21 protein-coding genes and 2 pseudogenes are annotated in these 26,166 nt (G+C 53.3%); 11 read left to right on the top strand and 12 right to left on the bottom strand.

From position 1 onward, the window contains the following. Positions 1-233: 233 nt before the first annotated feature. From HH216_RS22880 to HH216_RS22870, 3 genes and pseudogenes are all read left to right on the top strand, one after another. The gene (locus HH216_RS22880; protein ID WP_254448574.1) at positions 234-956 is read left to right on the top strand and encodes a tetratricopeptide repeat protein; all 723 of its coding nucleotides are present in this window, start codon (positions 234-236) and stop codon (positions 954-956) included. A 96-nt stretch (positions 957-1,052) separates the two neighbouring features. Continuing rightward, on the top strand, positions 1,053-1,409 hold the full coding sequence (locus HH216_RS22875) for a transmembrane 220 family protein (RefSeq protein WP_169552967.1): 357 nt from the start codon (positions 1,053-1,055) through the stop codon (positions 1,407-1,409). Beyond that, positions 1,406-2,253, top strand: a pseudogene (locus tag HH216_RS22870) (hydroxymethylglutaryl-CoA lyase). Before HH216_RS22875 ends, HH216_RS22870 begins: the two are co-directional and overlap by 4 nt. Before the next feature lie 68 nt (positions 2,254-2,321). On the opposite strand, the gene HH216_RS22865 reads toward HH216_RS22870, so the two are convergent. Then, complete coding sequence (locus HH216_RS22865) at positions 2,322-2,846, bottom strand: DUF7935 family protein (RefSeq protein WP_169552966.1); 525 nt, start codon at positions 2,844-2,846, stop codon at positions 2,322-2,324. 102 nt (positions 2,847-2,948) lie between these two features. Here HH216_RS22865 and HH216_RS26310 point away from each other — a divergent pair. Both HH216_RS26310 and HH216_RS22860 read left to right on the top strand, forming a co-directional pair. Then, positions 2,949-3,241: pseudogene (locus HH216_RS26310) on the top strand (HesB/IscA family protein). Positions 3,242-3,332: 91 nt separating this feature from the next. Then, a complete protein-coding gene (locus tag HH216_RS22860; RefSeq protein ID WP_169552965.1) occupies positions 3,333-7,163 on the top strand; it encodes a sensor histidine kinase in 3,831 nt (1,276 codons plus the stop codon). Here HH216_RS22860 and HH216_RS22855 read toward each other — a convergent pair whose 3' ends face one another. Then, the gene (locus HH216_RS22855) at positions 7,164-7,808 is read right to left on the bottom strand and encodes an NUMOD4 domain-containing protein (RefSeq protein ID WP_169552964.1); all 645 of its coding nucleotides are present in this window, start codon (positions 7,806-7,808) and stop codon (positions 7,164-7,166) included. A 327-nt stretch (positions 7,809-8,135) separates the two neighbouring features. Here HH216_RS22855 and HH216_RS22850 point away from each other — a divergent pair, with 327 nt between their 5' ends. Further along, positions 8,136-8,507: a CoA-binding protein gene (locus tag HH216_RS22850; protein ID WP_169552963.1), complete on the top strand. Its 372-nt coding sequence runs from the start codon at positions 8,136-8,138 to the stop codon at positions 8,505-8,507. Between the two features lie 87 nt (positions 8,508-8,594). On the opposite strand, the gene HH216_RS22845 is transcribed toward HH216_RS22850, so the two are convergent. From HH216_RS22845 to selD, 7 genes are all read right to left on the bottom strand, one after another. Further along, positions 8,595-9,602 carry a 3-oxoacyl-ACP synthase III family protein gene (locus tag HH216_RS22845; RefSeq protein WP_169552962.1) on the bottom strand — a complete coding sequence of 336 codons (1,008 nt, stop codon included), beginning with the start codon at positions 9,600-9,602 and terminating at the stop codon, positions 8,595-8,597. 93 nt (positions 9,603-9,695) lie between these two features. Then, positions 9,696-9,947, bottom strand: coding sequence for a phosphoribosylformylglycinamidine synthase subunit PurS (gene purS, locus HH216_RS22840; RefSeq protein ID WP_169552961.1), 252 nt, complete (start codon positions 9,945-9,947; stop codon positions 9,696-9,698). 82 nt (positions 9,948-10,029) lie between these two features. Next, complete coding sequence (pssA, locus tag HH216_RS22835; protein WP_169552960.1) at positions 10,030-10,719, bottom strand: CDP-diacylglycerol--serine O-phosphatidyltransferase; 690 nt, start codon at positions 10,717-10,719, stop codon at positions 10,030-10,032. Then, entirely contained in the window at positions 10,716-11,354 is a 639-nt protein-coding gene (locus HH216_RS22830) for an MBL fold metallo-hydrolase (protein ID WP_169552959.1), read from the bottom strand. The genes pssA and HH216_RS22830 overlap by 4 nt, the downstream gene beginning before the upstream one ends. Before the next feature lie 111 nt (positions 11,355-11,465). Next, entirely contained in the window at positions 11,466-12,167 is a 702-nt protein-coding gene (locus tag HH216_RS22825) for an SAM-dependent methyltransferase (protein WP_169552958.1), read from the bottom strand. Between the two features lie 131 nt (positions 12,168-12,298). Continuing rightward, positions 12,299-13,075 carry an alpha/beta fold hydrolase gene (locus tag HH216_RS22820; protein ID WP_169552957.1) on the bottom strand — a complete coding sequence of 259 codons (777 nt, stop codon included), beginning with the start codon at positions 13,073-13,075 and terminating at the stop codon, positions 12,299-12,301. 95 nt (positions 13,076-13,170) lie between these two features. Beyond that, positions 13,171-14,238, bottom strand: a complete 1,068-nt coding sequence (gene selD, locus HH216_RS22815) for a selenide, water dikinase SelD (RefSeq protein ID WP_169552956.1) — start codon at positions 14,236-14,238, stop codon at positions 13,171-13,173. Between the two features lie 325 nt (positions 14,239-14,563). Here selD and HH216_RS22810 point away from each other — a divergent pair, with 325 nt between their 5' ends. Then, the gene (locus HH216_RS22810; protein WP_254448573.1) at positions 14,564-17,974 is read left to right on the top strand and encodes a TonB-dependent receptor; all 3,411 of its coding nucleotides are present in this window, start codon (positions 14,564-14,566) and stop codon (positions 17,972-17,974) included. 85 nt (positions 17,975-18,059) lie between these two features. Here the strand turns inward: HH216_RS22810 and HH216_RS22805 are convergent, their stop codons facing one another. Further along, complete coding sequence (locus tag HH216_RS22805) at positions 18,060-19,034, bottom strand: patatin-like phospholipase family protein (RefSeq protein WP_169552955.1); 975 nt, start codon at positions 19,032-19,034, stop codon at positions 18,060-18,062. A 217-nt stretch (positions 19,035-19,251) separates the two neighbouring features. On the opposite strand from HH216_RS22805, the gene HH216_RS22800 reads away from it, so the two are divergent. Then, entirely contained in the window at positions 19,252-20,226 is a 975-nt protein-coding gene (locus tag HH216_RS22800) for a polyprenyl synthetase family protein (RefSeq protein ID WP_169552954.1), read from the top strand. Between the two features lie 202 nt (positions 20,227-20,428). Beyond that, a complete protein-coding gene (gene pafA, locus HH216_RS22795) occupies positions 20,429-22,105 on the top strand; it encodes an alkaline phosphatase PafA (protein ID WP_169552953.1) in 1,677 nt (558 codons plus the stop codon). A 43-nt stretch (positions 22,106-22,148) separates the two neighbouring features. On the opposite strand, the gene HH216_RS22790 is transcribed toward pafA, so the two are convergent. Beyond that, positions 22,149-22,919 carry a biotin--[acetyl-CoA-carboxylase] ligase gene (locus HH216_RS22790; RefSeq protein ID WP_169552952.1) on the bottom strand — a complete coding sequence of 257 codons (771 nt, stop codon included), beginning with the start codon at positions 22,917-22,919 and terminating at the stop codon, positions 22,149-22,151. Positions 22,920-23,033: 114 nt separating this feature from the next. On the opposite strand from HH216_RS22790, the gene rsfS reads away from it, so the two are divergent. Both rsfS and ftsH read left to right on the top strand, forming a co-directional pair. Further along, positions 23,034-23,426 carry a ribosome silencing factor gene (gene rsfS / locus HH216_RS22785; RefSeq protein WP_169552951.1) on the top strand — a complete coding sequence of 131 codons (393 nt, stop codon included), beginning with the start codon at positions 23,034-23,036 and terminating at the stop codon, positions 23,424-23,426. 129 nt (positions 23,427-23,555) lie between these two features. Continuing rightward, positions 23,556-25,592 (top strand): ATP-dependent zinc metalloprotease FtsH, encoded by a 2,037-nt coding sequence (ftsH, locus tag HH216_RS22780; protein ID WP_169552950.1) that lies wholly within the window; start codon positions 23,556-23,558, stop codon positions 25,590-25,592. Positions 25,593-25,666: 74 nt separating this feature from the next. On the opposite strand, the gene HH216_RS22775 is transcribed toward ftsH, so the two are convergent. Next, positions 25,667-26,158, bottom strand: coding sequence for a metallophosphoesterase family protein (locus HH216_RS22775; RefSeq protein ID WP_169552949.1), 492 nt, complete (start codon positions 26,156-26,158; stop codon positions 25,667-25,669). Positions 26,159-26,166: the final 8 nt, after the last annotated feature.

Genomic DNA, 26,166 nt, shown 5'->3' with positions numbered 1-26,166 from the left:
CCGCTACGACCACCTACCCTTGCTTCGGTCAAGACCTGGGGGATTCAGCAGGAGCTGGTAGCACCGATTTGCCGATGCAAAGTTAAGCGAATGTTGCGCGAACGACCAAATTTCGCCCTTACCTTTGGTGAAATTTAAAGAGCGAAAGAGCGAAAGAATGAAAGAGCGACAGGCCATTGTCCGCTCAATCCATCGCTCTTTCACTCTTTCATTCTTTCGCTCTTTGGTTAATAATGAAGAAGTTACTTGGTGTATTGAGTCTCGTTTCGGCACTGACTTTCGGCTGCACATCGTCGGATGATTTTGTTGAACAGGGACGTAAATTAATGCGTGACGGCAAATTTCGGGACGCCTTGCAGGTGCTGAATCAGGCTGTCGAAGCCGATGATGACAACGCGGAAGCGTTCAACACGCGGGGCGTCGCTTATTTCGAATTGAAGGAATATGCCAACGCTGCCCTCGACTACGATCAGGCCATTAAGCTGAACCCCGATTCGTACCGGCCTTACTACAACCGGGCATTGATGCGGGTCGCGCAGAATAACCTGACGGGTGCCCTGAAAGATTACTCCGACGCTATTCGGCTGGCCCCCGATACGAGTCAGCGGATGGCATCAGAAATTTACCTGAACCGGGGGCAGTTGTTTGCTACGCAGGACCAGATTCAGCCCGCCATCACCGACTTTTCGCAGGCTATCAAACTTGACTCTAAAAGCGCACTGGCTTATTATAATCGGGGTAATCTGTACTTTCAGCAAAAGAACCTGGCTGGGGCCGTCGCTGATTTTCAGCAGGCCGTCGTTGCCGACCCGAAATTTGGCAAAGCGTTCTACGGGTTGGGTATTGCGCAGATTGTGCAGAATCAGCGCGAAAGCGGATGTCTGAGCCTGAAGCAAGCCCAGCAACTTGGCTACGCCGACGCTGCCAACGCCGTAGCGCAGTATTGTTCGAATTAGTTTAAGGTTTAAAGTCTAACGTTAAAGGTTGATCGTAGCATCGGGCTTTAACGTTAGACTTTAAACCTTAAACATTAAACCTGTTACAAACTCGCCATGCGCAAAACCATCTCCCTCGTATTCGGGCTGCTGTTCGTGTTGTTTGCTGCCCTGCAATACAACGATCCTGACCCGGAAGTGTGGATACCGATCTACGGACTGGCGGCTTTGGCCTGCTTCATGACCTGGTCGGGGCTGGCGCGCTGGTGGTTTCTGGCCGGGATGGCGGTGCTGTTTGCCGTTGCAGCCATGTACCAGTGGCCGCCCCAATTTGAAGGCTTTCTGTTCAACGAGATGGGTATGCGCAGTCTGAATATCGAACTGGCCCGCGAAGCCGGTGGATTGGCGATCTGTTCGCTGGTGATGATTGTACTGGCGTTTCTGACCCGCTCTTTGCCCATCACCCGCCGATGAAACTGATCGAATGTCCGCGTGATGCGATGCAGGGGCTGGCGCATTTCGTGCCGACAGCATTAAAGATTCAGTACCTCAACGCGCTGCTGCGGGTGGGTTTCGATACGCTTGATTTTGGCAGTTTCGTATCGCCCCGCGCCGTGCCGCAGCTGCGCGATACCGCCGAGGTGCTGGCCGGGCTCGACCTGTCGGTGACGAAGACAAAGCTATTGGCCATTGTTGCCAATCAGCGCGGGGCCGACGAGGCAATGAGCCATCCCCAGATTCAGTACCTGGGCTTCCCGCTCTCGGTGTCGGAGACATTCCAGCAGCGCAATACCAACAGATCAATCGCGCAGGCTCTCGACGACGTGCGCTATATGCAGACGCATTGTCAGTCGACCGGGCGCGAACTGGTCGTGTATTTGTCGATGGGGTTTGGCAACCCGTATGGCGATCCCTATAGCCCTGAGCAGGTGGGTGCGTTGGTGGCTGAATTGGCCGATCTGGGCGTTTCGATCATTGCTCCGTCCGACACGGTCGGTAGTTCGACCCCCGACGATATAGACGCTCTGTTTCGGCACCTGATTACGACTTTTCCGCAAATTGAATTTGGCGCGCATCTGCACACCGAGCCGGGTCAGGCCGCCAACAAAGTACGGGCAGCGCTGCGGGCGGGTGTGCAGCGGATCGACGGGGCCTTACGCGGCTTCGGGGGTGTCCGATGGCAGCTGACCACCTGACGGGCAATCTGCCCACGGAAGAAATTATTCAGACGTTAACCGACGAAGGCATCAGTCTGCCCCTGAATCAGGATGCGTTCGCAGAAGCCATGCAGCTATCGACGGGGGTGTTTTTAGGATAGAGAAAAAAGCGGGGAAATGTGAAAGGCAGCTGATCGCTGCCTTTCACATTTCCCCGCTTTTCCCGTACTCACATAAACATGGTCTGAATTTCTTCCTTGACGGCTTTCAGCGCGATTGTGGTCGGCATCTTGTCTTTCTGGATGATACGCTCAAAAATCCGCTTCGACAGTTCGAGTGGGGGAGAGTCGGGCCGGATGTCGCCCGACGCCTGGTTGATGAGTGTAATTACTTCGTTCATCGCCGTCTGAATCTGGTCCCACACATCCTGACTCATGTACACCTGCTGGGATAGGTTGTGGTTGTACTCGTCCCGAATTTCCTGCAACAGTCGCTGCTGTAGTTCGAGCGCCGACGATGAACTGTTACCCAGCCGCAGCAGCAGATTGTTGGGGCTGATACGCTCCAGAAACAGCACCATTCGTTCGTAGGCCTGCAAGCGCACCGGTACCACGGCATCGGTGTAACGGGTTTTGGTATCGTGACGGTAGCGATCGGCTTCGCGTTCGAGCAGTAGCCTGACCGTTACGTACATCCCATACAGTACCAGCGCGGCCGGAATAATCAGCTTTAAAAAGTCACTCAGAAGTTCCATGTAAAGACAATGAATGCGTAAACGAAAAATGATAAATTTGTCCAGCGACTGCCATGCCCAACTTTGTGGCCGACAGTCGATTTTCTTTACTACCTACTCGTCATGCTCGACAAACCCGTAACCGTTCAGGAAACGGCCCGCCAGCAAATTCACGACACCTTACGCGCCAACAAAATTCCGGCGGAATACGGCCTGCGGGTCGGTATTCGCGGAGGGGTTGCGGGGCGTCCTGGCTGCTGGGTTTCGATTTGCCCGGTCCGACTGACGAGGTCTATAACGTTGAAGGAGTGCGCGTCATTATTGATCGCAAACATTTACTGTACGTACTGGGGGTTGAGATCGGGTATGAGCCGGGTGGATTTACCGTTGAAAAAGGTACGTCGGTGGCTAACTGAACGGTGTTGATGGAGGTGTGAAACCAGTTTTTCGCCGATTTTGGCATGATTTTTTATCCATTGACTGCAATACCTTCCCTTTTGAAGGCCTGTGAAGCGAATTGAGCAACATATCTTTCTGGTACTGGCTATTCTGGCATTTGCGCTGTCGGTACTCTGCTACTGGTTTTTGGAGCAGAATGCCCCCGGCGCGGCCGATGAGCAGTATCTGAGTGCGGTGCAGCAGCGGGTGAAAGACGAAATGCGGGTTAGTTCCGACGAACTACAGCAGATGACCACCCGCCTACAGCAGGTACCTGCGCTAACATTCCGTAACCTGAGCAGCCAAAGCCGGTTTCCATACTACATTTTTCAAAAGAAGCGGGGACAGGCAGGTCCGCCCAGTTTGCTGTACTGGTCTGACAATCAGTTTATTCCTGACTACAATCGAATCGCCACGATTACATACCCCCGGCTGGTTTCGTTTGATGGGGGGCGATACATCGTCAGCAGGCAACGGGTTATTCGTAATGCCGACACGCTAAACGTGTTTTCGCTGGTGAATGTGTACCGGCAGTACCGCACCGACAACAGCTACCTGCATTCCGGCTATAACCCCGATTTGTTTGCCACTGATCCGACGGCCATCACCGACGATCGCAGCAAGCCGTATCAGGTCATTTACGACAACACGCCGATCTTTCTGTTCTCGGTTGTACCACCCAAGGTTCTCGCTTATCAGAACCAAACGACGCCCGTCAATACGATTATTCTGGCCGCGCTGAGCGTAATTTTTCTGGGGCTGTACGTATTCCAGATTATGATACAGCTTCAGCAGGCGCGTCGGTACGGCTGGGGCTTTCTCTGGCTGGCGACTTACCTGCTCGTGCTGCGGGCGCTGATGCTGTATTTCGGGGTACCATTTCTGTTCGTCGAATCGGATTTGTTTAACTCCCGGTTCTACAAATCATCGGCGCTGGTGCCGTCGCTGGGCGATTTGTTACTCAACTCGATTGTGGTGCTGATGCTGGCCCTGTATTGGGTCAATAACTATTATCGCTCCTGGCAGTACAGCCGATTGCTGCAACTGCCCGACCGGGCGCGGCAGGGGCTGTCGATCGTGCTGGTTATACTGGGGTATGCGGTGTTTACAGTTTGCTACGCCGAAATCAACAACATTTACGAGAAGTCGCAGTTCACGCTCGACATTACGCTCAGCATTCAGTTTACAGTCCTGAAAGTGGCGTGTCTGCTGATCTTCATTTCAATCTCGACAATCTATTTTCTGCTGACGCATCTGCTGGCCAGCCTGTTTGTTCGGTTCAACCGGGTGGGGTGGGGCGGTCTGCTGTGGCTGATTATCGGTACGGGCCTATCGTTTGTGTGGGTCTACGTGGCGGGGCTGCCCATGGAGCCGGTCCTATTTCTGAACGGTATTTACTGGCTATTACTGTACCGGTATCAGTTCCCACGGTCGTTGTACATGTTTCGGTACAAGACCTCGATTTATCTGTTTCTGGCTGCGTTCGTTTCGGCGGCTGCTACCGCTTACGTCGTTTACCAACAGGAGTTACACAAGCAACTGACGCAGAAACAGGCGTTTGGGCGTCGGATTTTGGCTGAGAACGATGAACTGGGCGAATTCCTGATGAGTAAAGCCCAGAAGGCCATTGCCACCGATACCGACATTGCCCAGACCCTGCGCAACGACACGCTGAAGTTTCAGCGGCAGCAGATACAGGCCCGGGTAAAAGGCGTGTATCTGGACCGGTACTTCGATAAGTATACCATTGACGTGATGTCGTTTCGGGCCAATGGGCAACCTACCGATGTGCTGCCCGGCGCTACCCGACTGACGGCCCTGAACAACCTGTACCGCCAGCCTACCTACCAGACCGCTTACCCGGGTATCTACCTGCTCAACAAAGCAACGCAGCAGTCTTTTAAACAGTACGTCTGTTTTATTCCGATTCGGGGCACCGCCGATTCGGTTCGTACCGCCGATACGCTGGGGTATGTCGTGATCGATTTTCGGTTGCAGAACGAACGGCCGGAGAGCCCGTACCCGGAGCAACTTGTCGATACGCGCTTTATTCAGCAGCCCGACATGCCGGAATACAGCTACGCGATTTACAGCGGTCCGGGGCCGGGTGGCAAACCACTGCCCAAACTGCTGTACAGCGCGGGCAGCTATAACTACGAGCGCCGAATGCCCCTGTCGATGCTGACAGATCCGGCCCTGTTCCAGACGGGCATCGTCGTCAACGAGGGGCGTCACGTCGGTTTGTGGGGGAAAGGTGGGCAGTTGGTCGTGGTGTCTTCGGTTGGGTATCCACTTAAGAATGCGTTCTCCAATTTCTCGTTCCTGTACCTGCTGCTGGTACTGACCGTCATCGTCGTCATTATCCTGTACGCGGTTCACTACAGCCGGTCGCGGTTCAGCATCAACTATTCGACCCGGATTCAGATTCTGTTGAACCTGGCGTTTTTCCTGCCGCTCGTATTGGTTATCGTCATTATTCTGACGGTCATCAGTAACAACTACATCACCAACCAGGAAAACACCTACGTTACTAATACGCGCAACGTGGCTGCCAATCTGGTTACGGCGCTTGACGAGGCCAAAACCGAACGGCGAAGCAAAGCATCGGTCGAGGAAGAGCTGGGCAAACTGGCCCGTGACGCTGGTATAGACCTGAATCTGTATGATCCGCAGGGACGCCTGTACAGTTCGACCCGCCCACTGATCTACGAAAGTGGCTACCTCTCAAAGCAGATAAACCCGGAGGCATACGTTCACCTAGTCGAAGAAAAAGAGAATCAGGTGCTGCTCAGCGAATCACTAGGCCGGAAGCAGTACAGCACCGCCTACGCCAGTATCAAGTCGTTCGATGGGCGGCTATTGGGTATTCTGGGCGTACCTTATTTCTACGCCCAGCCCGAACTCGATCAGCAGTTGATCGAGGTGATTTCGTCGGCGCTGAGCATCTTCACGATCCTGTTTCTGTTCTTCCTGATCCTGTCGTATTTCGCATCAATCCTACTGACCAAACCGCTGAAAATTCTGACGGGAAAGATCAGCAAAACAAACCTCGACCAGCTAAACGAAACCCTGCCCTGGCGCTCCGACGACGAGATCGGTATGCTGATCCGGGAGTATAATCGGATGCTGGAGAAACTTCAGGAAAACAAGCTGGCACTGGCGCAGACCGAGAAGCAGTCGGCGTGGCAGGAGATGGCGAAGCAAGTGGCCCACGAGATCAAAAATCCGCTGACGCCTATGAAGTTAACGCTTCAGCATTTGCAGCGGACACTACCCGGCATGCAACCCGCCACTGCCACTGCCCGCCCAGCCAACGATGCGACTACGCGCCGGGTGATGCAACGCACGTTCGACTCGCTGCTCGATCAGATTGATAACCTGAGCGACATTGCGACCTCGTTTTCTGACTTCGCCAAGATGCCGATGCCGAAGAACGAGACGTTCGAAGTAACGTCGGTTATCAACAAAGCGGCTGACCTGTACGCCGACGATCAGCGGATTAGTCTGAGCCGGCAGATTGCCAATGGGCCACTGATGGTAATCGGGGATCGGCAACTTATTGGGCGAATCCTGACGAACCTGCTCATCAACGCAATTCAATCGGTACCCGCCGACCGCAAGCCTACGATTGAGTTGCGGGTGTACACACACGAAGAGTCCGTACGTATCGAGCTACACGACAACGGTGCCGGTATCCCCGAAGCTATTCAGGCTAAGGTATTTCTGCCGAACTTCAGTACCAAACGGGGCGGTTCCGGGCTTGGTCTCGCCATTGCCAAGCGGGGTGTCGAACACGCCGGTGGAAACATCTGGTTTGAAACAACAGAAGGGGTTGGCACTTCCTTCTTTATATCGTTGCCGATAGCAGAAGTGCCAACCCCTATTGCAAGGCCCGTTTGATTAACGGGTCAGTTCCAGCTGTTTAACTTTTGGCTCGTTCATAACCTGTACTTCGTCGATCTGAACGTGTTTCCAGTTTTCGCCCGACCGAATCCGGTTGAGTTGTGTATGGGTGATGCCAAATTGCTTGGCGATCATCTTCAGCCGGTTCTTGTCGTTTCGCAGCAGTTTTTTGATGATCTTGACTTTGCTCTCCGTCAATTTATAATTGCTCGTCGCCCGCTTCACCGTTCGGTCTTTAAGGTTCGGGTTCTGCCGGTTGTGCTCGATCATGTCTTCTTTCGTCACCCATTTCAGGTTCTGGTAGAAGTTGTTTTGCTTATCGAAATCAAGATGGATAACGAAGGTGTTGTCTGCGTTTTTCGCATCGCAGAAATGCTCGGCCACTAGTTTGTGAACGTAGCGATTCAGCGTCTTGCCCTCAGCGCGTATGTTCAACGACTTATAGCCCTGAATGGTCGACCCTTTTATAATGGTGCCGGTCACTGCTTGCTTTTCGTCACCGGCTTTGCTGCGCGCGCCGGCCTGAAAGCTGCGTAGCCGCCCATAGTTTGATACCTGATAACGAGGTGGGTTTTCTACTTCATCGAAAGCGATGGGTACCCACTTTTCATTCCAGAAGTTCTGGTTTCTCCGGTCACTCATAGTATGACTACCTGAAAATGTTCAACAATGCACGTTAATGATTTTACTTGAGATTAAGTTTTTTGTTTACATTTTTAATATAAAACCTAAACAGAAATAATGACCGCCGTACTGTAATTAGTCTAAGATATACGGATATAGTACAATAAAATGACTTTAGTATACTTTATGCAGCACTCAGTGTCATATTCAGGGTCAAAAATAACATATCTCGTTTAAGTGAATATAAACAAAAATAATTTTCGATTAGTAGTCGAGAACCCGTGGAAGAAACGCCCTGTTTAAGACAGAAAGATAAGGGAGTCCAATTTAGACTACAGCAGATAGATGAATGTGAATCATAGAAAAACGGTTGTGATCGGCGCAACGGAGAACGTAGGCCGGTATGCAAATCAGGCTGCCCGAAGTTTGCTACGGCATGGGCATGAAGTCGAACTGGTGGGGCTCCGGCCGGGCACGATAGAGGGGCGCTCGATTCAGACCGGGCAACCTGCGCTGAATGATGTCGATACGGTGACGTTGTACGTTGGTACGCGCAATCAGGCCAATCTGTATGAGTATGTAAAGGCGCTGAAGCCTCGCCGGGTTATTTTTAACCCCGGCACGGAGAACCCGGAATTTGAGAAGGAATTGCAGCAGGTGGGCATAGAGCCGATCGAAGCCTGCACGTTGGTTATGCTGTCAATTGGGAATTATTGAGTGCCTGAGTGATAGAATGATTGAATGGGCTGGCGCAAACTCTCTTGGTTGCACCAGCCCATTCAATCATTCTATCACTCAGGCATTCTACCATTTAATTAGCGCCGACCCCCAGGTGAAGCCGCTACCGAAGGCAGCGAGGCAAATCAGATCGCCGGGCTTGACACGACCTTGCTCGAAGGCTTCGGTAAGGGCAATGGGGATCGATGCGGCTGTCGTGTTACCGTACTGCTGAATGTTGTTGAATACTTTGTCTTCGGGCAGGCCCATTTGCTGCCGGACGTATTCAGAGATACGAATATTGGCCTGATGCGGTACGAGCAGGTCAACGTCGCTGGCCTGGTACCCGTTGGCCGACAAGCCTTCGTTGATAACCTCCATGAACCGGACAACGGCGTGTTTGAAAACAGCATTGCCATTCATAACAACGCTGCTATCGGGTGAGCCGGCCGTTTCAGCGTTGATGAAGTGACCTTCGCGACTGCTACCGGGGTCTTTCAGGTATAGATCTTCCGCATACCGGCCGTCGGCGTGGAGGTGGGTCGACAGAATACGGTGGTCGGGGTCGGTGGTGGCCTGCACTACAGCGGCACCCGCACCATCGCCGAAGATTACGGCAACATTACGCCCCTCCGTCGTTTTGTCCATCAGCGTCGACTGAATCTCGGACCCCACAACGAGGGCCGTCTTGTACATGCCCGTTTTGATGAACTGATCGGCGATGGAAAGCGCATAGACAAAGCCGGAGCATTGCTGCCGGACATCGATAACGGCGCAGCCTTCCAGTCCCAGTTCGCGCTGCATCAGAAATGCCGAACCGGGGAAATAGTAATCCGGGGAGAGGGTGGCGTAAACGATCAGGTCGACGGCACTGGCGTCCAGACTGGCCCGCTCAAGCGCCATTCGTGACGCGGCCGTGGCCATACTGGCGTTGGTATCTTTGCCGTAGGTGAAAAAGCGTCGTTGCTTGATGCCGGTGCGTTCCTGAATCCAGGCATCCGACGTTTCCATGTATTGGGTCAGGTCATTATTAGTCACCACGTTGTCGGGGACGTAGAAACCCAGCCCGGTAATCCGCGAATAAGTCGTTGTCATTTGTCGATAAAACTACCGACAAAAGTACAAAAACGAGATTGAATTGACAGGATTACAGTCTGGCGGTCTGGCTGTAATCCTGTCGGTAAAAAATCAGGCGGGGCGGAGTTCGATGGAATAGTCTTCCATGATGAGGTTCGCCAGTAGCTGACGGCAGGCTGCATCGACTGTCTCGCGGGCTCCGCTCTCCGAGTCGGCATCAACTTCCAGCCGCACGTGCTTGCCAATCCGTACGTTGTCGATGGAGTCCATCTGAAGATTGTGCAGACCCAGTTTAACGGCTTTACCCTGCGGATCAAGAATCTCGGCGCGGGTCATAATGTCAATTTCAGCGATGTATTTCATGTGGTGAAAAGCGAAAGAGCGAAAGAATGAAAGAGCGATTGTACTGGCGGTAGCCTTTTCGCTCCGCTTCGACGGTCCGATTTCATTCTTTCGCTCTTTCGCCATTGGAAAAAAGTGAAACGGCTATGTAAAGAATAATGACGAGCGGAAGTGCTGCGAACTGCAAAAATAGCAACAGGAGCAGCGATGTCAGTAAGAAAAGGTATTTCGTTTGGTTGGCTGCCCAGCTAAACGACTTGAATTTCAGGGCGAGCAGCGGGATTTCGGTGACCATCAGCAGCGAAAACGCCACCAACGCGCCCATGACGATATCGTTTTTCCAAAGTGCATCGTACTGCGGCTGGTAACGCTCCATCAGTGGGAAAGCCGCAATCAGCAAGGTGTTGGCAGGTGTGGGCACCCCAATGAACTGATCGCTCTGCCGGGTGTCGATGTTGAACTTCGCCAGCCGAAGCGCCGACAGTACCGCAATCAGAAAGGCGCTGTACGAGATGATGTCCAGGTTCTGAAACCACATCAGCTGGAAAACGATGATGGATGGCAGAACCCCAAACGTAACGACGTCGGCCAGCGAGTCGAGTTCTTTGCCGAACGGGCCGGACACGTTGACCATCCGGGCTACGAACCCATCGCCAAAATCGAGGACACCCGCCAGCAGAATCAGCCACGCGGCCGTGTCGAGGTGGCCGCGTATCGCCATCACGATACCGATACAACCGCATAGCAGGTTGCCGCAGGTCATGGCGTTGGGCAGGTGGCGGAGCAGCTTCATGGGCGTACGAAGGGGTTTGACCGCTTTTCCTTCCCGATGGTTGTCGGCTCGTTATGGCCGGGGTACACCACGTAATCGTCGGGAAGGGTGTAAAGCTCCGTACGGATGCTGTTGACCAGGTCGGCGTGGTTGCAATAGGGCAAATCCGTCCGGCCGACGCTGCCGCTGAACAGCACATCGCCCCCTACCACGTAGCGCTCCGCGTGGTTGATGTAGGCAACGTGGCCGGGGGCGTGGCCCGGAACAAACACCACATCGAGCACCGTATTTCCGAATTTGATCTGATCGCCTTCCTTGATGTGTTCGTCAATTTCAGACGGCTCGTAGCCCCGCAATCCGTAGACAGCGCAGCGGGTCGGCACGTCGTTGAAAATCACCTGATCCAGCTCGTGCAGGTAGGCTTTGACGTTGTATTTACGTTTGACGTAGGCGACACCGAAGACGTGGTCGAGGTGCGCGTGAGTCAGCAGCAGATAACGAACGGTCAGCTTATGCTCGTCGATAAACCGGCTCAACGCTTCTTTTTCTGCCTGTTCGTAGCAACCGGGATCAATGATAACGGCATCGCGCGTGGCATCGTCGGCGATGACGTATGTGTTCTCACTAAACGGCGAAAATTCAAACGCTTGAATCATTGGCAGGAGAGTACGGTTGTCACTTTTCAGTTTACGGTGCACCTTACCAAAGGCAGACGCTGATAGGACGGTGAATACTGTAAACCGTGAACCAGATACCGTAAACTGACTTTACAAAAGTAGAAACACGGTTGGTTTTTTGCGCAGGTCGGGTACGTTCGATTTCCATTCCCGAATGCTCATCGTGCGGACAAAGGCGTCGGGGGCCGTCAGGTTACAGGCTACGCACAGCCGCGTATTTTGCTGACAGTTGGCCAGAATATCCGCAAACAGCGCGTCGTTGCGGTAGGGCGTTTCCATGAAAATCTGGGTTTGCTGCCGCTGCTGCGCTTCTTTCTCCAGATGCCGGATCGCCCGACCCCGGTCTTGCTTGTCGATGGGTAGATAACCGTGGAAAATAAACGATTGACCGCTCATCCCCGATGCCATCAGAGCCAGCAGAATCGACGATGGACCAACCAGCGGCTCAACTTTCCAACCCAGGCTGTGGGCGAAGCCAACCACCACCGAGCCAGGGTCGGCTACACCGGGGCAACCGGCCTCCGACAGTACGCCCGCGTTGCGTTTCCGCTCCATGAGTTCCTGAATCTGTCGGCGGGTGTCGGCAGGCGGGGTGTCTTTGTCCAGGTCGAAAAACGTCGTTTGGTCGATTACCCGGCTGGTTTTCAGTCCGCTGATGAAGCGACGCGCCGACCGGACGTTTTCCACAAAATAAGCGTCGGTACTTTCGATCACGTCGCGGATAACCGGGGGCAGCACCAGATTGGCCGTATCGTCGGTCAGTAGCGTCGGAATCAGGTATAGAGTAGGCATTTTTTTAAAGTTGTAGAGTTGGATGGTTGGATAGTTGTAGAGTTATAAGGTCGTGAAGTTGCTATCGCCGGTGATGGATGTGCCAGTCCCTGCGGGGAACCGCAACTTTACAACTCTACGACTATAAAACTTTACAACTCACCTGTTACAAATCTCATCAGCATGGCCACAAATTCGTCGGGCTTTTCGGCCTGTACCCAGTGGCCGGCTTCTTCGATGGTGGCGACGGTGGCATGCGGAAACATCAGCTGAATCGCTGGAATATCGTCGTCGGTGATGTAAGGCGATCGGCCACCACGGATAAATAGGGTAGGCGCGATAACGACAGTCGTGTTGGTGAGGTCGTCGCCGATGCCGTGCAATTCACGTTCAATCAGCGGCAGGTTGATTCGCCACGCAAATTTTCCCCCCTCAGTGCGGTACAGGTTTTTGAGTAGAAACTGTCGCACCGGCAGCGACGGCTCGTACTGACTCATAACCCTGTCGGCATCGTTACGGCTCTTCAGCGTAGAAAGGTCGATGGCGTTGAAACCACGAATAATCTCGGCGTGGTGGATAGGGTAAAACTTGGGCGCTATATCGACAACGACCAGCTTGCTGAACGTGCCGGGGTACAGCATGGCGTACTGCATCACCGTTTTGCCACCCATCGAGTGGCCCACCAGTATGGCGTCGCTCAGGCTGTGGTCGGTCAGGAATTCGCGCAGGTCGTCGGCCATGCTCACGTAGTCGTGCTCGGCCGCGTGGGGCGACTGCCCGTGGTTGCGCTGGTCGACAAGAAAGACGCGGTAGCCCATCTCAGCAATAGTCTTGCTGTTTGTCAGCCAGTTATCCGACGAGCCGAACAGGCCGTGCAGAATAACGATAGCCGGGCCCGTTTCCCCGACCTGACGAAAGTATAATTTCATACGTAAACGAAATGTGGCCCAAAGCTAGCCGGAGTAGCCGGGAATTGGAAATTAACGGGGGAAACGGACCGGACGCTGTTTCCCCGGCCTCCCTGCTACTGCACGTAGATGACGCGTTCGCGCTGCGGTACCAGCGTACCGAACGGGTGCAGATCGAAGCCATTTTCGGAGGCTACCCGTTCGAACTCATCCGTATCGTCGGGCAAGACAGCAACCAGCAAACCACCCGACGTTTGCGGGTCGGCCAGTACGTAGCGCTGCGTTTCGGTCAGGTCGGCGATTTTATGCCCGTAGCTGGCCCAGTTGCGGCCCGTACCGCCGGGAAAGCTTTTCTGCGCCAGATATTCGTCGACCACCGGCAGTTTCGGCACGGCGTCGTAGTCGATCTCGGCGCTAAGGCCCGACCCTTCGGCCATTTCAGTCAGGTGGCCCAGCAGGCCGAAACCTGTTACGTCGGTCAGGGCTTTTACGTAGGGCAGCTTGCCCAGCACGGCACCAAGGCTGTTGAGCTGCGCCATTTGAGCGGGTGCCAGATCGGCGTGTTCGGGCTTGAGAATGCCTTTTTTCTGCGCTGTGGTCAAAATTCCGACGCCCAGTGGCTTGGTCAGGTATAGCCGACAGCCCGCCGTCGCGGTGTTGTTTTGTTTCAGATCCTCGATGCGGACACGACCCGTAACGGCCAGCCCGAAAATAGGTTCGGGCGAGTCGATGCTGTGCCCGCCAGCCAGTGGAATACCCGCTTCCCGGCACACTGCCCGTGCCCCTTCGATCACCTGCCCGGCTACTTCGGGGGCAAGCTTGTCGATAGGCCAGCCCAGAATTGCGATAGCCATGATTGGTTGTCCACCCATCGCGTACACGTCGCTAATCGCGTTGGCCGAAGCGATACGCCCAAAATCGAAGGCATCGTCGACGATCGGCATGAAAAAATCGGTCGTGCTGATAACCGCTTCACCATTGCCGAGGTCCAGCACAGCGGCATCGTCGCGCGAGTCGTTGCCAACGAGCAAATCAGGAAAAAGCGGCTGATCGGCGGACTGTTGGCGACCCGTTGTGCGGTTGTGTAAAATCGTGTCGAGCAGTTGGGGCGAAATTTTACAGCCGCAGCCGGCCCCGTGACTGTATTGAGTGAGTTTGATGGTACTGGTGTCTGTTGAGAGCATGAGGAATCAGTCAGAACCGATTTACGCGAGATGTATAAATCAAATGTATGTTTGAGTACACGCGCGGTGCGCGAATGGTTCGGAGTGGAAGGAGATGCGCGACCCGTACAGTCTGCTTAACAAAAACTTAACACTGGAAATAGAACAGAAGAATACTGTTTTTGGCCTATTCCGTGAATCTGGTTTGGTATGCATGCATAATAGTACTTTTGGAAGAAGTGGGGCGTTGGTGCCGCCAAAATTTATGGCATATTTGCGGCCAAAAGTGGAGTACTCAACCGGAGAGTTTTTTCTCAACAGTACAAACTAAAACCAACCAATTTTTATGTCTAAACAACTACTGCAATTCAGGTTAGCTTTTTTGCTGATCAGCAGTATGCTTTTGATCGTGTTCGGCGTGAGCACAGTCAGAGCGCAGGGGGTAACTACCTCCTCGATCAGTGGCGTAGTTACTGACTCAAAAGGTGAACCATTGCCAGGTGCAACCGTTGTCGCTGTCCATACACCCTCAGGGACTAATTACGGAACCACGACTAACACACAGGGACAGTACAACTTCCCCGCTGTTCGTATTGGTGGTCCGTACACCCTGACGATCAGCTACGTAGGCTACACTGAAAAGAAGGTGGAAAATCTGACCGCCAACCTGGGGGCTGCTGCTAATGCGGACGTTATACTGGCTGAAGAAGGAAAGCAACTGACCGAAGTTGTCGTGTCGGGGGCTCGCAGTTCAGTTATCAACTCCAATCGCACAGGAGCAGCTACGGGTATCTCAAATACGCAGATTACTACGTTGCCTACGTTGAACCGCTCTTTCGCTGATTTCACTCGTCTGGACGCACGTGCTAACGGATTAAGTTTCGCTGGCCGGAATAGCGGTTATAACAACTTCACGGTAGATGGTGCCATCTTCAACAACGCGTTTGGCTTGTCATCGACGGTAGGCGGTCAGGCCGGTGCCCAACCGATTTCTATTGACGCTATCGACCAGATTCAGGTGACCATTGCTCCTTATGACGTGCGACAGGGTGCCTTTACTGGAGCTGGTATCAATGCAGTGACCCGTAGCGGCTCAAACAAAGTGCAGGGCTCGGTATACTACTATGTTCGGGATCAGAGCTTCGTCGGTAAGAAAATTGCTGGGCAGGAGCAACCGATCAACAATTTCAGTCTGAACAACATTGGTTTCCGGTTGGGTGGACCAATCATCAAAAATAAACTGTTCCTTTTCGTCAACTACGAGCGTGAACGCCGGAATGACGGAGTACCAGGTAACTGGGTAGCTGCCCGGTCGGGCTTAACTGGTGATAACGTGTCGCGGTCATCGGCGGCCGACCTGGACCGGCTCTCTACGTTTATTCAGCAGCAGTATGGTTTCAATCCTGGTCCATACGAGAACTATACGTTGCCATCGAACAGCGATAAAGGAACTGCTCGCTTAGACTGGAACATCTCGCAGAATCATAAGCTGAACATAAAATACAATTTCCTGACATCGTACGCAGACATCACCCCATCGTCTTCCGGTGCGCTGCCTCAGGGGCGTGGTCCGAACGTGAACGCGCTGCCGTATCTGTCGTCGTTCTACCGGATCAACAACAACCTTCAATCAGTTATCGGCGAGTTGAACAGCACCTTTGGTTCGAAGTTCGCCAATACGTTGCAGGCGGGTTACTCCGCGTTCCGGGATTTTCGGGAAAGCCCATACCTGCCCAGCACATTTCCGCTTGTCGACATCGGAAATGGTTCGGGAACTCAGCTGACATCGTTCGGCTATGAGCCATTCTCTGCGTTCAACATCTTGAATTCGAACGTATTCCAGATTTCTGACAACTTCACGATTTTCGCCGGGAAGCACACATTTACACTGGGTACCTACAACGAATTCTACAGCTTCCGAAACGGTTTCGCGCCTAACTACTACGGGAACTACCAGTTTGCCAGTGTCGACGCGTTTATCAGCAATGCGACGCAGACGCCCATTGCCGGCGGCACTACCATTGCTAATCCGACTCGCTTCCAGATTCAGTACTCGGCTCTGCCAGATGGAAGTTTCCCCTACGCTGATATCAAAGCAGCTCAGTACAGTGCCTATGTTCAGGATGAATACCAAGCTCGCCGGAATCTGAAATTTACGATTGGTCTACGCGCCGATGTTCCAACGATTCCAACCGAAATTCAGCAGAATACAAACCTGCTGGCATTGACTGGCTTTCGTGATGGCGTACGCCTAAATACAGCTGAGTTTCCGAAGGCATCGCTGCTGTTCTCTCCACGCGTTGGTTTCAACTGGGATGTTAACGATGACCGTATCACGCAGATTCGTGGTGGTGCCGGTGTCTTCACGGGCCGCGTACCGTACGTCTGGATCTCGAACCAAGCTAGTAACAACGGTGTGTTGTTCGGTTCATCGCAGATCAATAACCCCCCCGCAACCGGTGATAATGCTCGTCCATTCAGCCCTGACGTGAACCGGTATCGTCCAGCTGGTGCTGCGGCCAATACATCGTATAACATTGCTATCGCCGATCCTAATTTCAAGTTTCCGCAGGTATTCCGGGCAAACTTAGGTATTGACCGTAACCTTGGTAAAGGCTTCATTCTAACGTTGGAAGGTATCTTTACGAAGGATATAAACGCGGTATACCATCAGAACGTAAACCTGCCCAACTCAACCCAGAACCTGCGTGGCCCAGACGGTGGTGACAACCGGCCTATCTATTACACCAACAACACTGCTGGATTGCCCTCTGTAGCCTACAACCGGATCTACGGTCAGAATGCTACAACCGGTGCCGCTCTATCGGGAACGGCAGTTAGCGCGTCTAGTCCGATCATTACGGACGCTATCCTGATGCGTAATACGAATCAGGGCTATTCGTACAACCTGACAGCTGAAATTTCTAAGCAGTTCGCCAATGGTTTCTACGCGAAAGCGGCTTACTCGTACACTGATTCACGTTCGGTAAACGATGGTGGTTCTATTGCGCAGTCGATCTGGCGTGACCGCTCTATTTCGGGCGATCCTAACGCAAACGTGCTTTCTTACTCTAGCTTCTTGCAGCCACACCGGGTCATTGGTGTTGCTGCCTACCGCTTTGAGTACGCTAATAAGCACGCTGCTACCACCGTTTCGCTGTTCTACAATGGTGCTTCGGGTAACCGGTACTCCTACGTGTATGCTGGCGATTTGAACGGAGATGCCCAGAACTCGAACGATCTCATATTCGTGCCACGTACACAGGACGACATTCGCCTGCGTGATGTTACGGCAACTACTGGTGGTGTTACGACTGTTACGTATTCGGCTGCCGATCAGTGGAGAGATCTGAACAATTACATTGATCAGGACCCTTATTTGAGCAAGCGTCGTGGTCAGTATACCGAGCGCAACGGAGCCATGACCCCTTTTATAAGCCGTCTCGATCTGAAAATTCTTCAGGAGTTTGGTCTTAATATTGGCAAAACCCGCCACGCGTTCCAGGTATCGCTTGACGTCTTCAACGTCGGTAACCTGATTAACTCCAACTGGGGTAACGCACAAACGGCTGTCACGGCTTCGCCAATCTCGTTTGTCGGTTACGATAACGGCACCGGTGGTACAGGACGTCCAGTATTCCAGTTTCCTTATCTGGATGCAACGAACCGGGTCGCTCGTACAAATACCTTCCAGGTTGGCTCGGCTATCGCCAACCGCTGGCAGGCACAACTTGGCCTGCGTTACATCTTCAACTAAGCGCAGTACAGATTTATATGCAAAACGCCCGGCTAGCAATAGCCGGGCGTTTTTGTTTGTGATGATATCAGAAATAGACTTCGTGTCAGTGAGGGGCCTCGGTGCGTAGCGCGTCGACACCCGCCTGATAGCCCTGCACGATCATCCGGCCGATGTCGTCGGAGGTGAATTTCATCAGGTTCAGTGAGAGCGGCTCGGTAGGGCGGATGACGCTGATGTGCAGTGGCCGACCGTGAAACTGCTCGCGCTCGGCAAATCGCTCGGCCCAGGCAATGTCGTTGTTCACCAGCTGATTGACCGTGATGTCTTTCACCCGGTCCATCAGGTTCAGCAGGTTGCGGTAGTTAAACTTCTCGTTGTAAACCTTCTTGGCGTGGCAGGCGACGCAGGCAATGTCAGTAGCTCCGTCTTCGATAGCTACACGCAGCGGAGCCACTTCGCGCAATCCCCCGTCGAGAAAAGCCCGGCGATGGTCGCCCCCGATCTGTACGGCGGGCATCAGGATGGGTAGTGCACTGCTGGCAAACACATATTCCAGAAAATTAGGGTCGGTTGCGTCGGCGTAGCGCATATCGCCGTCGATAATATCAACCGTCCCCACTTTCAGGCTGACCGGGCCGGTTTTCAAGGCGTTCAGATCGACGTGCTGCCGGATGAGGTTTTGAATGGGTGAATTGTCGAGCAGGCCATCGAATCGGCTCATCAGCGTGCTGTAGCCCATACGAAAACGCGAACGCAGCACGGCCACATCGTCGGGGCGGGTGATGTTGCGAATCCAGAACTCGATCAGGTATTTGCCCGCTTTCACCCAGTCGACACTACCCGTTTCGGCCTGCTGTTTGGCGGCTGAGTTGGCCAGAAACGTAGCGTTTAGGCAGCCGACAGAAATGCCGTACAGCTTATCGGGAACGAAGCCACTTTCAAAAAGCGCCATTACCGCTCCCACCTGAAAAGCGCCTTTGAGTGATCCACCACCCAGCACGAGTGCGCTGACGGGCGGACGCGACGGCGGGGGAACCTGATCGGGATGGGGTGACGGCGGGACCGGATTATCGATCATACTGGAAACCTGCGACAAATGATACCGGGGTAAGTTGGGCGTTTTCACTGAATATACAAAAGAAACTTACTCGCTGGCAGTCAGCCCCAAACCGCCTATTTCTGTCGCAATAGAACAGGGTCTGCGCTTTCGGTGTTATACTTGCCTACGATTTCCCGCCATCCGGTACTCCGGCCCACCAGGCCAGAAACCCCACTGACTGACTTATACTCCTACAATGGCCCTTACTGTCGCCGATATTCAGGATCCGATTGCTGCTGAAATGACTTTGTTCGAGCAGAAGTTTCGGAACCAAATGAAAAGCGACGTCCGCCTGCTCGACCACATCATGAGTTATATCGTGAAGCGGAAAGGCAAGCAGCTGCGGCCGATGTTCGTTTTTCTGATGGCGGGCGTCTGCGGCACCATCGCTGAAGCAACGTATCGGGGAGCATCGCTGATCGAACTGCTGCACACGGCGACGCTGGTTCACGATGATGTAGTCGACGATTCGAACTATCGGCGTGGCTTTTTCTCCATTAACGCGCTCTGGAAAAACAAAATTGCGGTGCTGGTCGGCGACTATCTGCTGTCGCGCGGACTACTGCTTTCGGTCGATAACGGCGATTTTGAGTTGCTACAACTTGTCTCGACGGCAGTACGTGAAATCAGCGAGGGCGAACTGCTACAAATCGAGAAAGCGCGTCGGCTCGACATCACGGAGCCGGTTTACTACGAAATCATCCGGCAGAAAACTGCGTCGTTGATTGCCGCTTGTTGTGCGGTGGGGGCCCGGTCGGTCGGGTCGTCGGCCGAGCAGGTTGAGCAGGCGCGGTTGTTCGGCGAAAAAGTAGGCATCGCTTTCCAGATCAAAGACGATTTGTTCGATTATGGCACGGCGGAAGTCGGTAAGCCACTCGGTATCGACATCAAGGAGAAAAAAATGACCCTGCCGCTCATTTACGCCCTCAACAATGCGGGTTTCTTCGACCGGCGACGAATCATTAATCTGGTTAAGAACGAAAGCGAAAACCCCCGAAAGGTCGACGAGGTAATTACGTTTGTCAAGCAGTCGGGCGGTATTGAATACGCAACGGAGGCTATGAATCAGTACGTGACTGAGGCCCAGCAATTGCTCAATGCCTTCCCCGATTCGCGCTACCGGCAGTCGCTTCACCAGCTGGTGCAATACACGATCGACCGGAGTAAATAGACGGTTTTCAGTACACGGTATTCGGTTTACGGCACGCAAAAGCTCCGTCGGGTGGGCACTTGCCTATGTCAGCCACTGTGAACCGTACACTGTAAACGGAATACCGCTTTCTTCCCCCGTTAACAAATTGATACGTATCCCGCAGGCACTGTCTGTGTTTGTATCTTTGCGGCCTGTTGCCCAACCTCATTAACCAGCGTGTATGCGTTTACTCACGTCTTTTCTGTTAACGGCAGTACTGGCCGTACCAGCTGTCGCTCAAACCAAGAAAGCCGCTTCCCAGCGTCAGAATGCCGTGTCGGCGTCTGTTCCAGCCCTCAACAAACCCAAATTGGTCGTCGGCATCGTGATCGACCAGATGCGCTACGATTATCTGTCGCGCTACTACAACCAGTTCGGTAAGGGCGGTTTCCGTCGGCTGATGGATCAGGGATTCAACGCCCGCAACAACCATTACCACTACGCAGCTACTTACACTGGTCCCGGCCACACGGCTATTTACACAGGCTCAGCCCCAGCGCTCAACGGTATCGTTGGTAATGATTTCTACGATCGTAACGCAGGCCGAATCGTTTACTGCGCCGAAGACACGACCGTCAGTACAGTTGGTAACACGGGTTCGGCGGGCCGAATGTCGCCCCAGAATATGCTGGTTACGACCATTGGCGATCAGCTAAAGCTCGCTACCGACGGGAAAGCCCGTGTAGTTGGCATTGCGTTGAAAGACCGGGGTGCTATTCTGCCAGCGGGCCACGCAGCCAACGGCGCGTTCTGGTTCGACTCCAAAGACGGTAATTTTATCTCCAGCACGTTCTACGGTCCGCAGCTACCGCAGTGGGTTCAGGAATTTAACGACCGAAAACTGGCCGAACAATACATCCGGCAGAAGTGGGAGCCGCTCCTGCCGATGGCGAAATACACTGAAAGTACGATCGACGATAAACCGTATGAATCGTTGATGACGGGAGAAACGAAATCGGTATTTCCGCACGGATTCGTGGTGCAGGCGGGTAGCCCCAAATACGAAGGCTTGCGGACCAGCCCCTTCGGCGACGAACTGACGAAGCAGTTTGCGCTGGCTGCGCTGAAAGGTGAGCAGCTGGGTAAGCACGACGTAACCGATATGCTATGCGTCAGTTTCTCTACCCCCGACTACATTGGCCATGCCTTCGGTACGCACGCCATCGAAACGGAAGACAATTACATTCGGCTCGACAAACAACTGGCCGAACTGTTTGCCGAGCTTGATGCATCGCTGGGTGCTGGCAGCTGGACTGCATTTCTGTCAGCTGACCACGGTGCCGCCGATGTGCCGGGCTTTTTGCAGGAATACCGTATTCCGAACGGGGTGCGCGGTGGCGGTGAGGTCAGTACAGTAATTCGTGAAACGCTGGAGAAGGCGTATGGCCCTGGCAAATGGATGCTCACATACCTGAACCAGCAGGTTTATCTAAATCAGCCGTTGTTCGCTGAGAAGAAAATTCCGATGCAGCAGGTGTATGAATTGCTACAGCCCGCACTCATCAAACTCAACGGGATTGCCAACGTTATAAATCTGCACAACCTGGGGGCCGAAGCAATTCCCGAAATTCAGCTAAACATGTTCCGCAACGTGTACTACCCTAATCGGAGCGGTGATTTCTATGTATTGCAGCAGCCGGGCTGGATCGAAGGTCGCAACCGGGGTACGACCCACGGCACGACGTACGCCTACGACACTCATGTGCCCTTTCTACTCTACGGCTGGGGGGTGAAACCCGGCCATACGTTCCGCCGGACGCACATTCACGACATTGCCCCGACGATCACTGCCATCCTGAACGTGCTGGAACCCAGCGGTAACATCGGCACACCAGTGGAAGAGGGGATTTTGAAATAAAGAGCGAAAGAGCGGTCGTCTAGGACAATCGCTCTTTCGCTCTTTACAAAAAGATTACTTCCTTAAACCCAAACACCCGTTCCCGGCCGTATTCGTTGATGATGAGCCGTCCGGCTTCATCGACGCCGGTTATAGTGCCGCTGAAGCGCTCTTCGTTCGCTTCGTACGGTGCTTCCTGCTGATAGCGATAGAGCGTTTGTAGGTACGCGGCACGAATTGCGTCGCGTTGCCCTGTTCGCAGTTGCAGGTAACGCGCTTCCAGTTTTTCACAAAGCTGGCCAAGTAGCCCCGGCAAGTCGTAACCGTCGGGCAGAGCCGCTTCCTGCTGAAGGGAAGTGGCTGTCGAATAACCAAACTGAGTCTGATTGATATTCAGGCCCATGCCAATGATCGACGTTGCCAGCTGATAGCCCTGCACGCCGTTTTCAATCAGAATACCGCCCATCTTGCGCGTGCCTACGTAAATATCGTTTGGCCATTTGATGCGCAGTTCCGACGCCCGTTCGCCGAGGAGCGGATGTAAGGTGTCATAGATACCGAGCGAAACAGCCATGTTGAGCCAGAACTGTTCGGTGGCCCGCAGGAAAGTCGGGTGTAAAATAAGCGAGCAGGTAAGGTTCTGTCCGGTCTGCGCTTCCCACTGATTACCACGCTGCCCCCGGCCAGCGGTTTGCTGATCGGTAATGACCAGTGTTCCTTCGGCGGGGTCGCTGTGGGCAATCAAACCGGCGGCTTCATCGTTGGTAGACTGACAGCTTGGCAGGTAATGGACTATTTGCCCGGTGAAAATCGTTTTGGGATAGATTTTGTACAAAACTTTGTTTAGATTTAAAGAGGAATGGGTCGAACCATGGTGCGGCAGACGTGTTTAACGTCTATCGGTAATGCACCCGCTGAATGACCCGATTTGCAATGTTAAACCGAAAGCATGATAAGTACCCCTGAAAATATGTTCAGTGCCGAAGAAATGCGCGATTTCGTCGTGCGCGGCATGCAGGAAAAGAAAGGCCAGGATATTGTGGTGATGGACCTGCGAAACGTGAAGAATGCCATTTGTGATTACTTCATTTTGTGTTCCGGTAATTCCGACACGCAGATTGACGCTATCTCGACCTCAGTTGAGGAAGAGGTCTACAAACTCAGCAAGCAGGACCCCTGGCACAAGGAAGGGAAGCTGAATCGTGAGTGGATTCTGCTCGATTACGTAGACGTGGTAGCGCACGTATTCAAAAAAGATCGCCGGGAGTTCTACGATCTTGAACAGTTGTGGGGAGACGCTGAAATTCAGCGAATTGCGGAAGATACGCAAGTGGCTGCCTGAGGGTAATGCCAGCGTTGTTTTCAGCCGCTCCCAAGTACGATCAACCGCTTGTCCCAACTAGCATAGCCGGGAAACATTAGCCGCTCACGCGGTGTTACTTTTTTAAATCCGCTCGTACAGCCTGAGGAAATGTCAGAAAACAACAATAAGAATTCAATGTTGCCACGCGGAGGAAGTCGTAAGCCCAATTTTCAGGGTTGGATTGTCGCTCTGCTGATTGCCGCCATTCTGGGTATTACGTTTTTTAACAAGAGTTCTGCCGTGCGCGAGATTTCGCAGAAACGGTTTGAACGGATGGTAAAAGATAAAGAGGTCGCTGATGTCGTTGTCGTTAACGACCGCATCGCCGAAGTATCGCTGACCCAGCAAGCCGCGCAAAGCCCCAAGTACCGGACTATGTTTGCCGACAAGCCGTACTTCGGAACGAACCACGGTCCACACTTCCAGTTCCAGATCGCATCTGCCGAGTCGTTCAAGAAGGACCTCGATCAGATGCAACAGGGAGTGCCAGACAATGAGAAGGTCGACTACAAGTTTGAGAGTCGAAATGACATAGGCAGTATGATAAGCACCTGGGGTTTCCTGATCGTGATGATTCTGGCGATGTACTTTCTGCTCGGCCGGATGTCAGGTGCTGGTGGTCCTGGTGGTCAGATATTTAACATCGGCAAATCGAAAGCTGCCCTGTTTGATGCTGACAATAAGGTACGGATTACGTTTAACGACGTAGCCGGACTAGACGAAGCAAAGGAAGAGATCAAAGAGATCGTCGATTACCTGAAGAATCCTACCAAGTTCACCAAACTTGGTGCGAAGATTCCAAAAGGCGCATTGCTCATTGGCCCTCCGGGTACTGGTAAAACGCTGCTGGCGAAAGCTGTAGCGGGTGAAGCGGGTGTGCCGTTTTTCTCACTGTCGGGATCCGACTTTGTCGAGATGTTCGTCGGTGTGGGTGCGGCCCGTGTGCGTGACCTGTTCAAGCAGGCCAAAGAAAAAGCGCCCTGTATCATTTTTATTGACGAGATCGACGCCGTTGGCCGGTCGCGTGGACGCGGTGCAATGCCGGGTGCAAACGACGAGCGGGAAAATACGCTGAACTCGCTGCTGGTAGAGATGGACGGTTTTGCGACCGACTCAGGTATCATCATCCTGGCGGCAACTAACCGCCCCGACGTACTCGATCCAGCCTTGCAACGTCCCGGCCGTTTCGACCGTCAGATCAGTATCGACAAGCCAGACATCATCGGTCGTGAAGCGATCTTCCGGGTTCACCTGAAGCCAATCACGCTCGCTGCCGACGTCGATCCGAAAGAATTGGCCGCGCAAACGCCTGGTTTCGCCGGTGCTGAAATCGCCAACGTATGTAATGAAGCTGCCCTGATTGCCGCTCGTAGCGACAAAGATGCGGTTGACATGAAGGACTTTCAGGACGCGATGGACCGGGTAATTGGTGGTCTGGAGAAGAAGAACAAGATCATCTCACCAGAAGAGAAGGAGATCGTCGCGTACCACGAAGCGGGTCACGCTGTAACGGGCTGGTTCCTCGAATTCGCCGATCCGCTTGTGAAAGTGACGATTGTCCCACGTGGTGTGGCCGCACTGGGCTACGCGCAGTACCTGCCGCGTGAGCAGTATCTGTACCGCACCGAGCAGCTCATGGACGAGATGTGCATGGCATTGGGCGGCCGGGCGGCTGAAGACATAATCTTTGGCAAGGTATCGACGGGTGCGCTGAGCGATCTGGAACGCATTACGAAGCTGGCATACAGCATGGTAACGATGTACGGCATGAACGACAAGATTGGTAACGTGTCATTCTACGACTCCAAGCAATCGGATTATGCGTTCAACAAGCCATACTCGGAAGAAACGGCGAAGCACATCGACGAAGAAGTTCGCAAGATTGTTGACATCGCCTACAACCGGACGAAAGATCTGTTGACCGACAAGCGCGAAGCACTGGAAATAATCGCCAAAGAACTGTTGTCCAAGGAGATTCTGTACCAGAATGACTTGGTGCGGTTGATTGGTAAGCGACCATTTGAGCGCGAAACGGTTTACCAGGCGTACAAGAACCGGGGTGTTGCTGAAGAGGTGAAAGAGGAGATTGGCCGTGAAGCTAAGCCCGAAGAAACCGAACCGCAGGAAACGACACTGCCGATCTAAACGCAGCTGATATATTACAGAAATGGCCCATCCGCTTTCGTAGATGGGCCATTTCTGTTTTTAGTCGGTCGCTATCAGCGCTTACCTAGTTCGATCACCTGCATATCCTGCGTCTTTTGATCGTTCAGAGTAAAGCGTACTGCCGTTCGGACAATATGAAAGCCTGTTTTCCCGGCCGCACCGGGATTAACATACAGCATGTTGTCCATCGTTGGGTCGCGAAGGACTTTCAAAATATGCGAGTGGCCGCACACCAGAATATTGGGCGGATTCAGCTTGAGATTCGGGCGCACAATCGGGTTGTAGCGGGGTGGGGCACCCGCAATGTGCGTCATCCAGATGTCGAGTCCTTCAAGCGTAAACCGCAGGTGCGACGGCAGGTAATCATCTTCGACATCGACATTACCGCAAACGATCCGCACCGGTTTGAATGCCTGTAGCTTCTTCAGCACATCTAAATCGCCCACGTCGCCGGCATGCCAGATTTCGTCGCAGTTATCAAAGTAGCGAAATAGCTGGTCGTCCAGGTAAGAGTGGGTGTCGGAAAGTAAGCCAATACGGGTCATAGGGGAGG

The organism is Spirosoma rhododendri (assembly GCF_012849055.1).
In the GTDB taxonomy this organism is placed as follows: Bacteria; Bacteroidota; Bacteroidia; order Cytophagales; family Spirosomataceae; genus Spirosoma; species Spirosoma rhododendri.
This window is presented reverse-complemented; position numbering and strand designations above follow the sequence as displayed.

Excerpts from the sequence above, each read along its gene's own strand:
- purS (WP_169552961.1), bottom strand. The coding sequence starts at position 9,947 with ATGAAATACATCGCTGAAATTGACATTATGACCCGCGCCGAGATTCTT.
- HH216_RS22825 (WP_169552958.1), bottom strand. The coding sequence starts at position 12,167 with ATGCCTACTCTATACCTGATTCCGACGCTACTGACCGACGATACGGCC.
- HH216_RS22820 (WP_169552957.1), bottom strand. The coding sequence starts at position 13,075 with ATGAAATTATACTTTCGTCAGGTCGGGGAAACGGGCCCGGCTATCGTT.
- pssA (WP_169552960.1), bottom strand. The coding sequence starts at position 10,719 with ATGAAGCTGCTCCGCCACCTGCCCAACGCCATGACCTGCGGCAACCTG.
- HH216_RS22865 (WP_169552966.1), bottom strand. The coding sequence starts at position 2,846 with ATGGAACTTCTGAGTGACTTTTTAAAGCTGATTATTCCGGCCGCGCTG.
- HH216_RS22810 (WP_254448573.1), top strand. The coding sequence starts at position 14,564 with ATGTCTAAACAACTACTGCAATTCAGGTTAGCTTTTTTGCTGATCAGC.
- HH216_RS22855 (WP_169552964.1), bottom strand. The coding sequence starts at position 7,808 with ATGAGTGACCGGAGAAACCAGAACTTCTGGAATGAAAAGTGGGTACCC.
- rsfS (WP_169552951.1), top strand. The coding sequence starts at position 23,034 with ATGATAAGTACCCCTGAAAATATGTTCAGTGCCGAAGAAATGCGCGAT.
- selD (WP_169552956.1), bottom strand. The coding sequence starts at position 14,238 with ATGCTCTCAACAGACACCAGTACCATCAAACTCACTCAATACAGTCAC.
- HH216_RS22805 (WP_169552955.1), bottom strand. The coding sequence starts at position 19,034 with ATGATCGATAATCCGGTCCCGCCGTCACCCCATCCCGATCAGGTTCCC.
- HH216_RS22850 (WP_169552963.1), top strand. The coding sequence starts at position 8,136 with ATGAATGTGAATCATAGAAAAACGGTTGTGATCGGCGCAACGGAGAAC.
- HH216_RS22845 (WP_169552962.1), bottom strand. The coding sequence starts at position 9,602 with ATGACAACGACTTATTCGCGGATTACCGGGCTGGGTTTCTACGTCCCC.
- HH216_RS22875 (WP_169552967.1), top strand. The coding sequence starts at position 1,053 with ATGCGCAAAACCATCTCCCTCGTATTCGGGCTGCTGTTCGTGTTGTTT.
- HH216_RS22880 (WP_254448574.1), top strand. The coding sequence starts at position 234 with ATGAAGAAGTTACTTGGTGTATTGAGTCTCGTTTCGGCACTGACTTTC.
- HH216_RS22800 (WP_169552954.1), top strand. The coding sequence starts at position 19,252 with ATGGCCCTTACTGTCGCCGATATTCAGGATCCGATTGCTGCTGAAATG.
- HH216_RS22775 (WP_169552949.1), bottom strand. The coding sequence starts at position 26,158 with ATGACCCGTATTGGCTTACTTTCCGACACCCACTCTTACCTGGACGAC.
- pafA (WP_169552953.1), top strand. The coding sequence starts at position 20,429 with ATGCGTTTACTCACGTCTTTTCTGTTAACGGCAGTACTGGCCGTACCA.
- ftsH (WP_169552950.1), top strand. The coding sequence starts at position 23,556 with ATGTCAGAAAACAACAATAAGAATTCAATGTTGCCACGCGGAGGAAGT.
- HH216_RS22830 (WP_169552959.1), bottom strand. The coding sequence starts at position 11,354 with ATGATTCAAGCGTTTGAATTTTCGCCGTTTAGTGAGAACACATACGTC.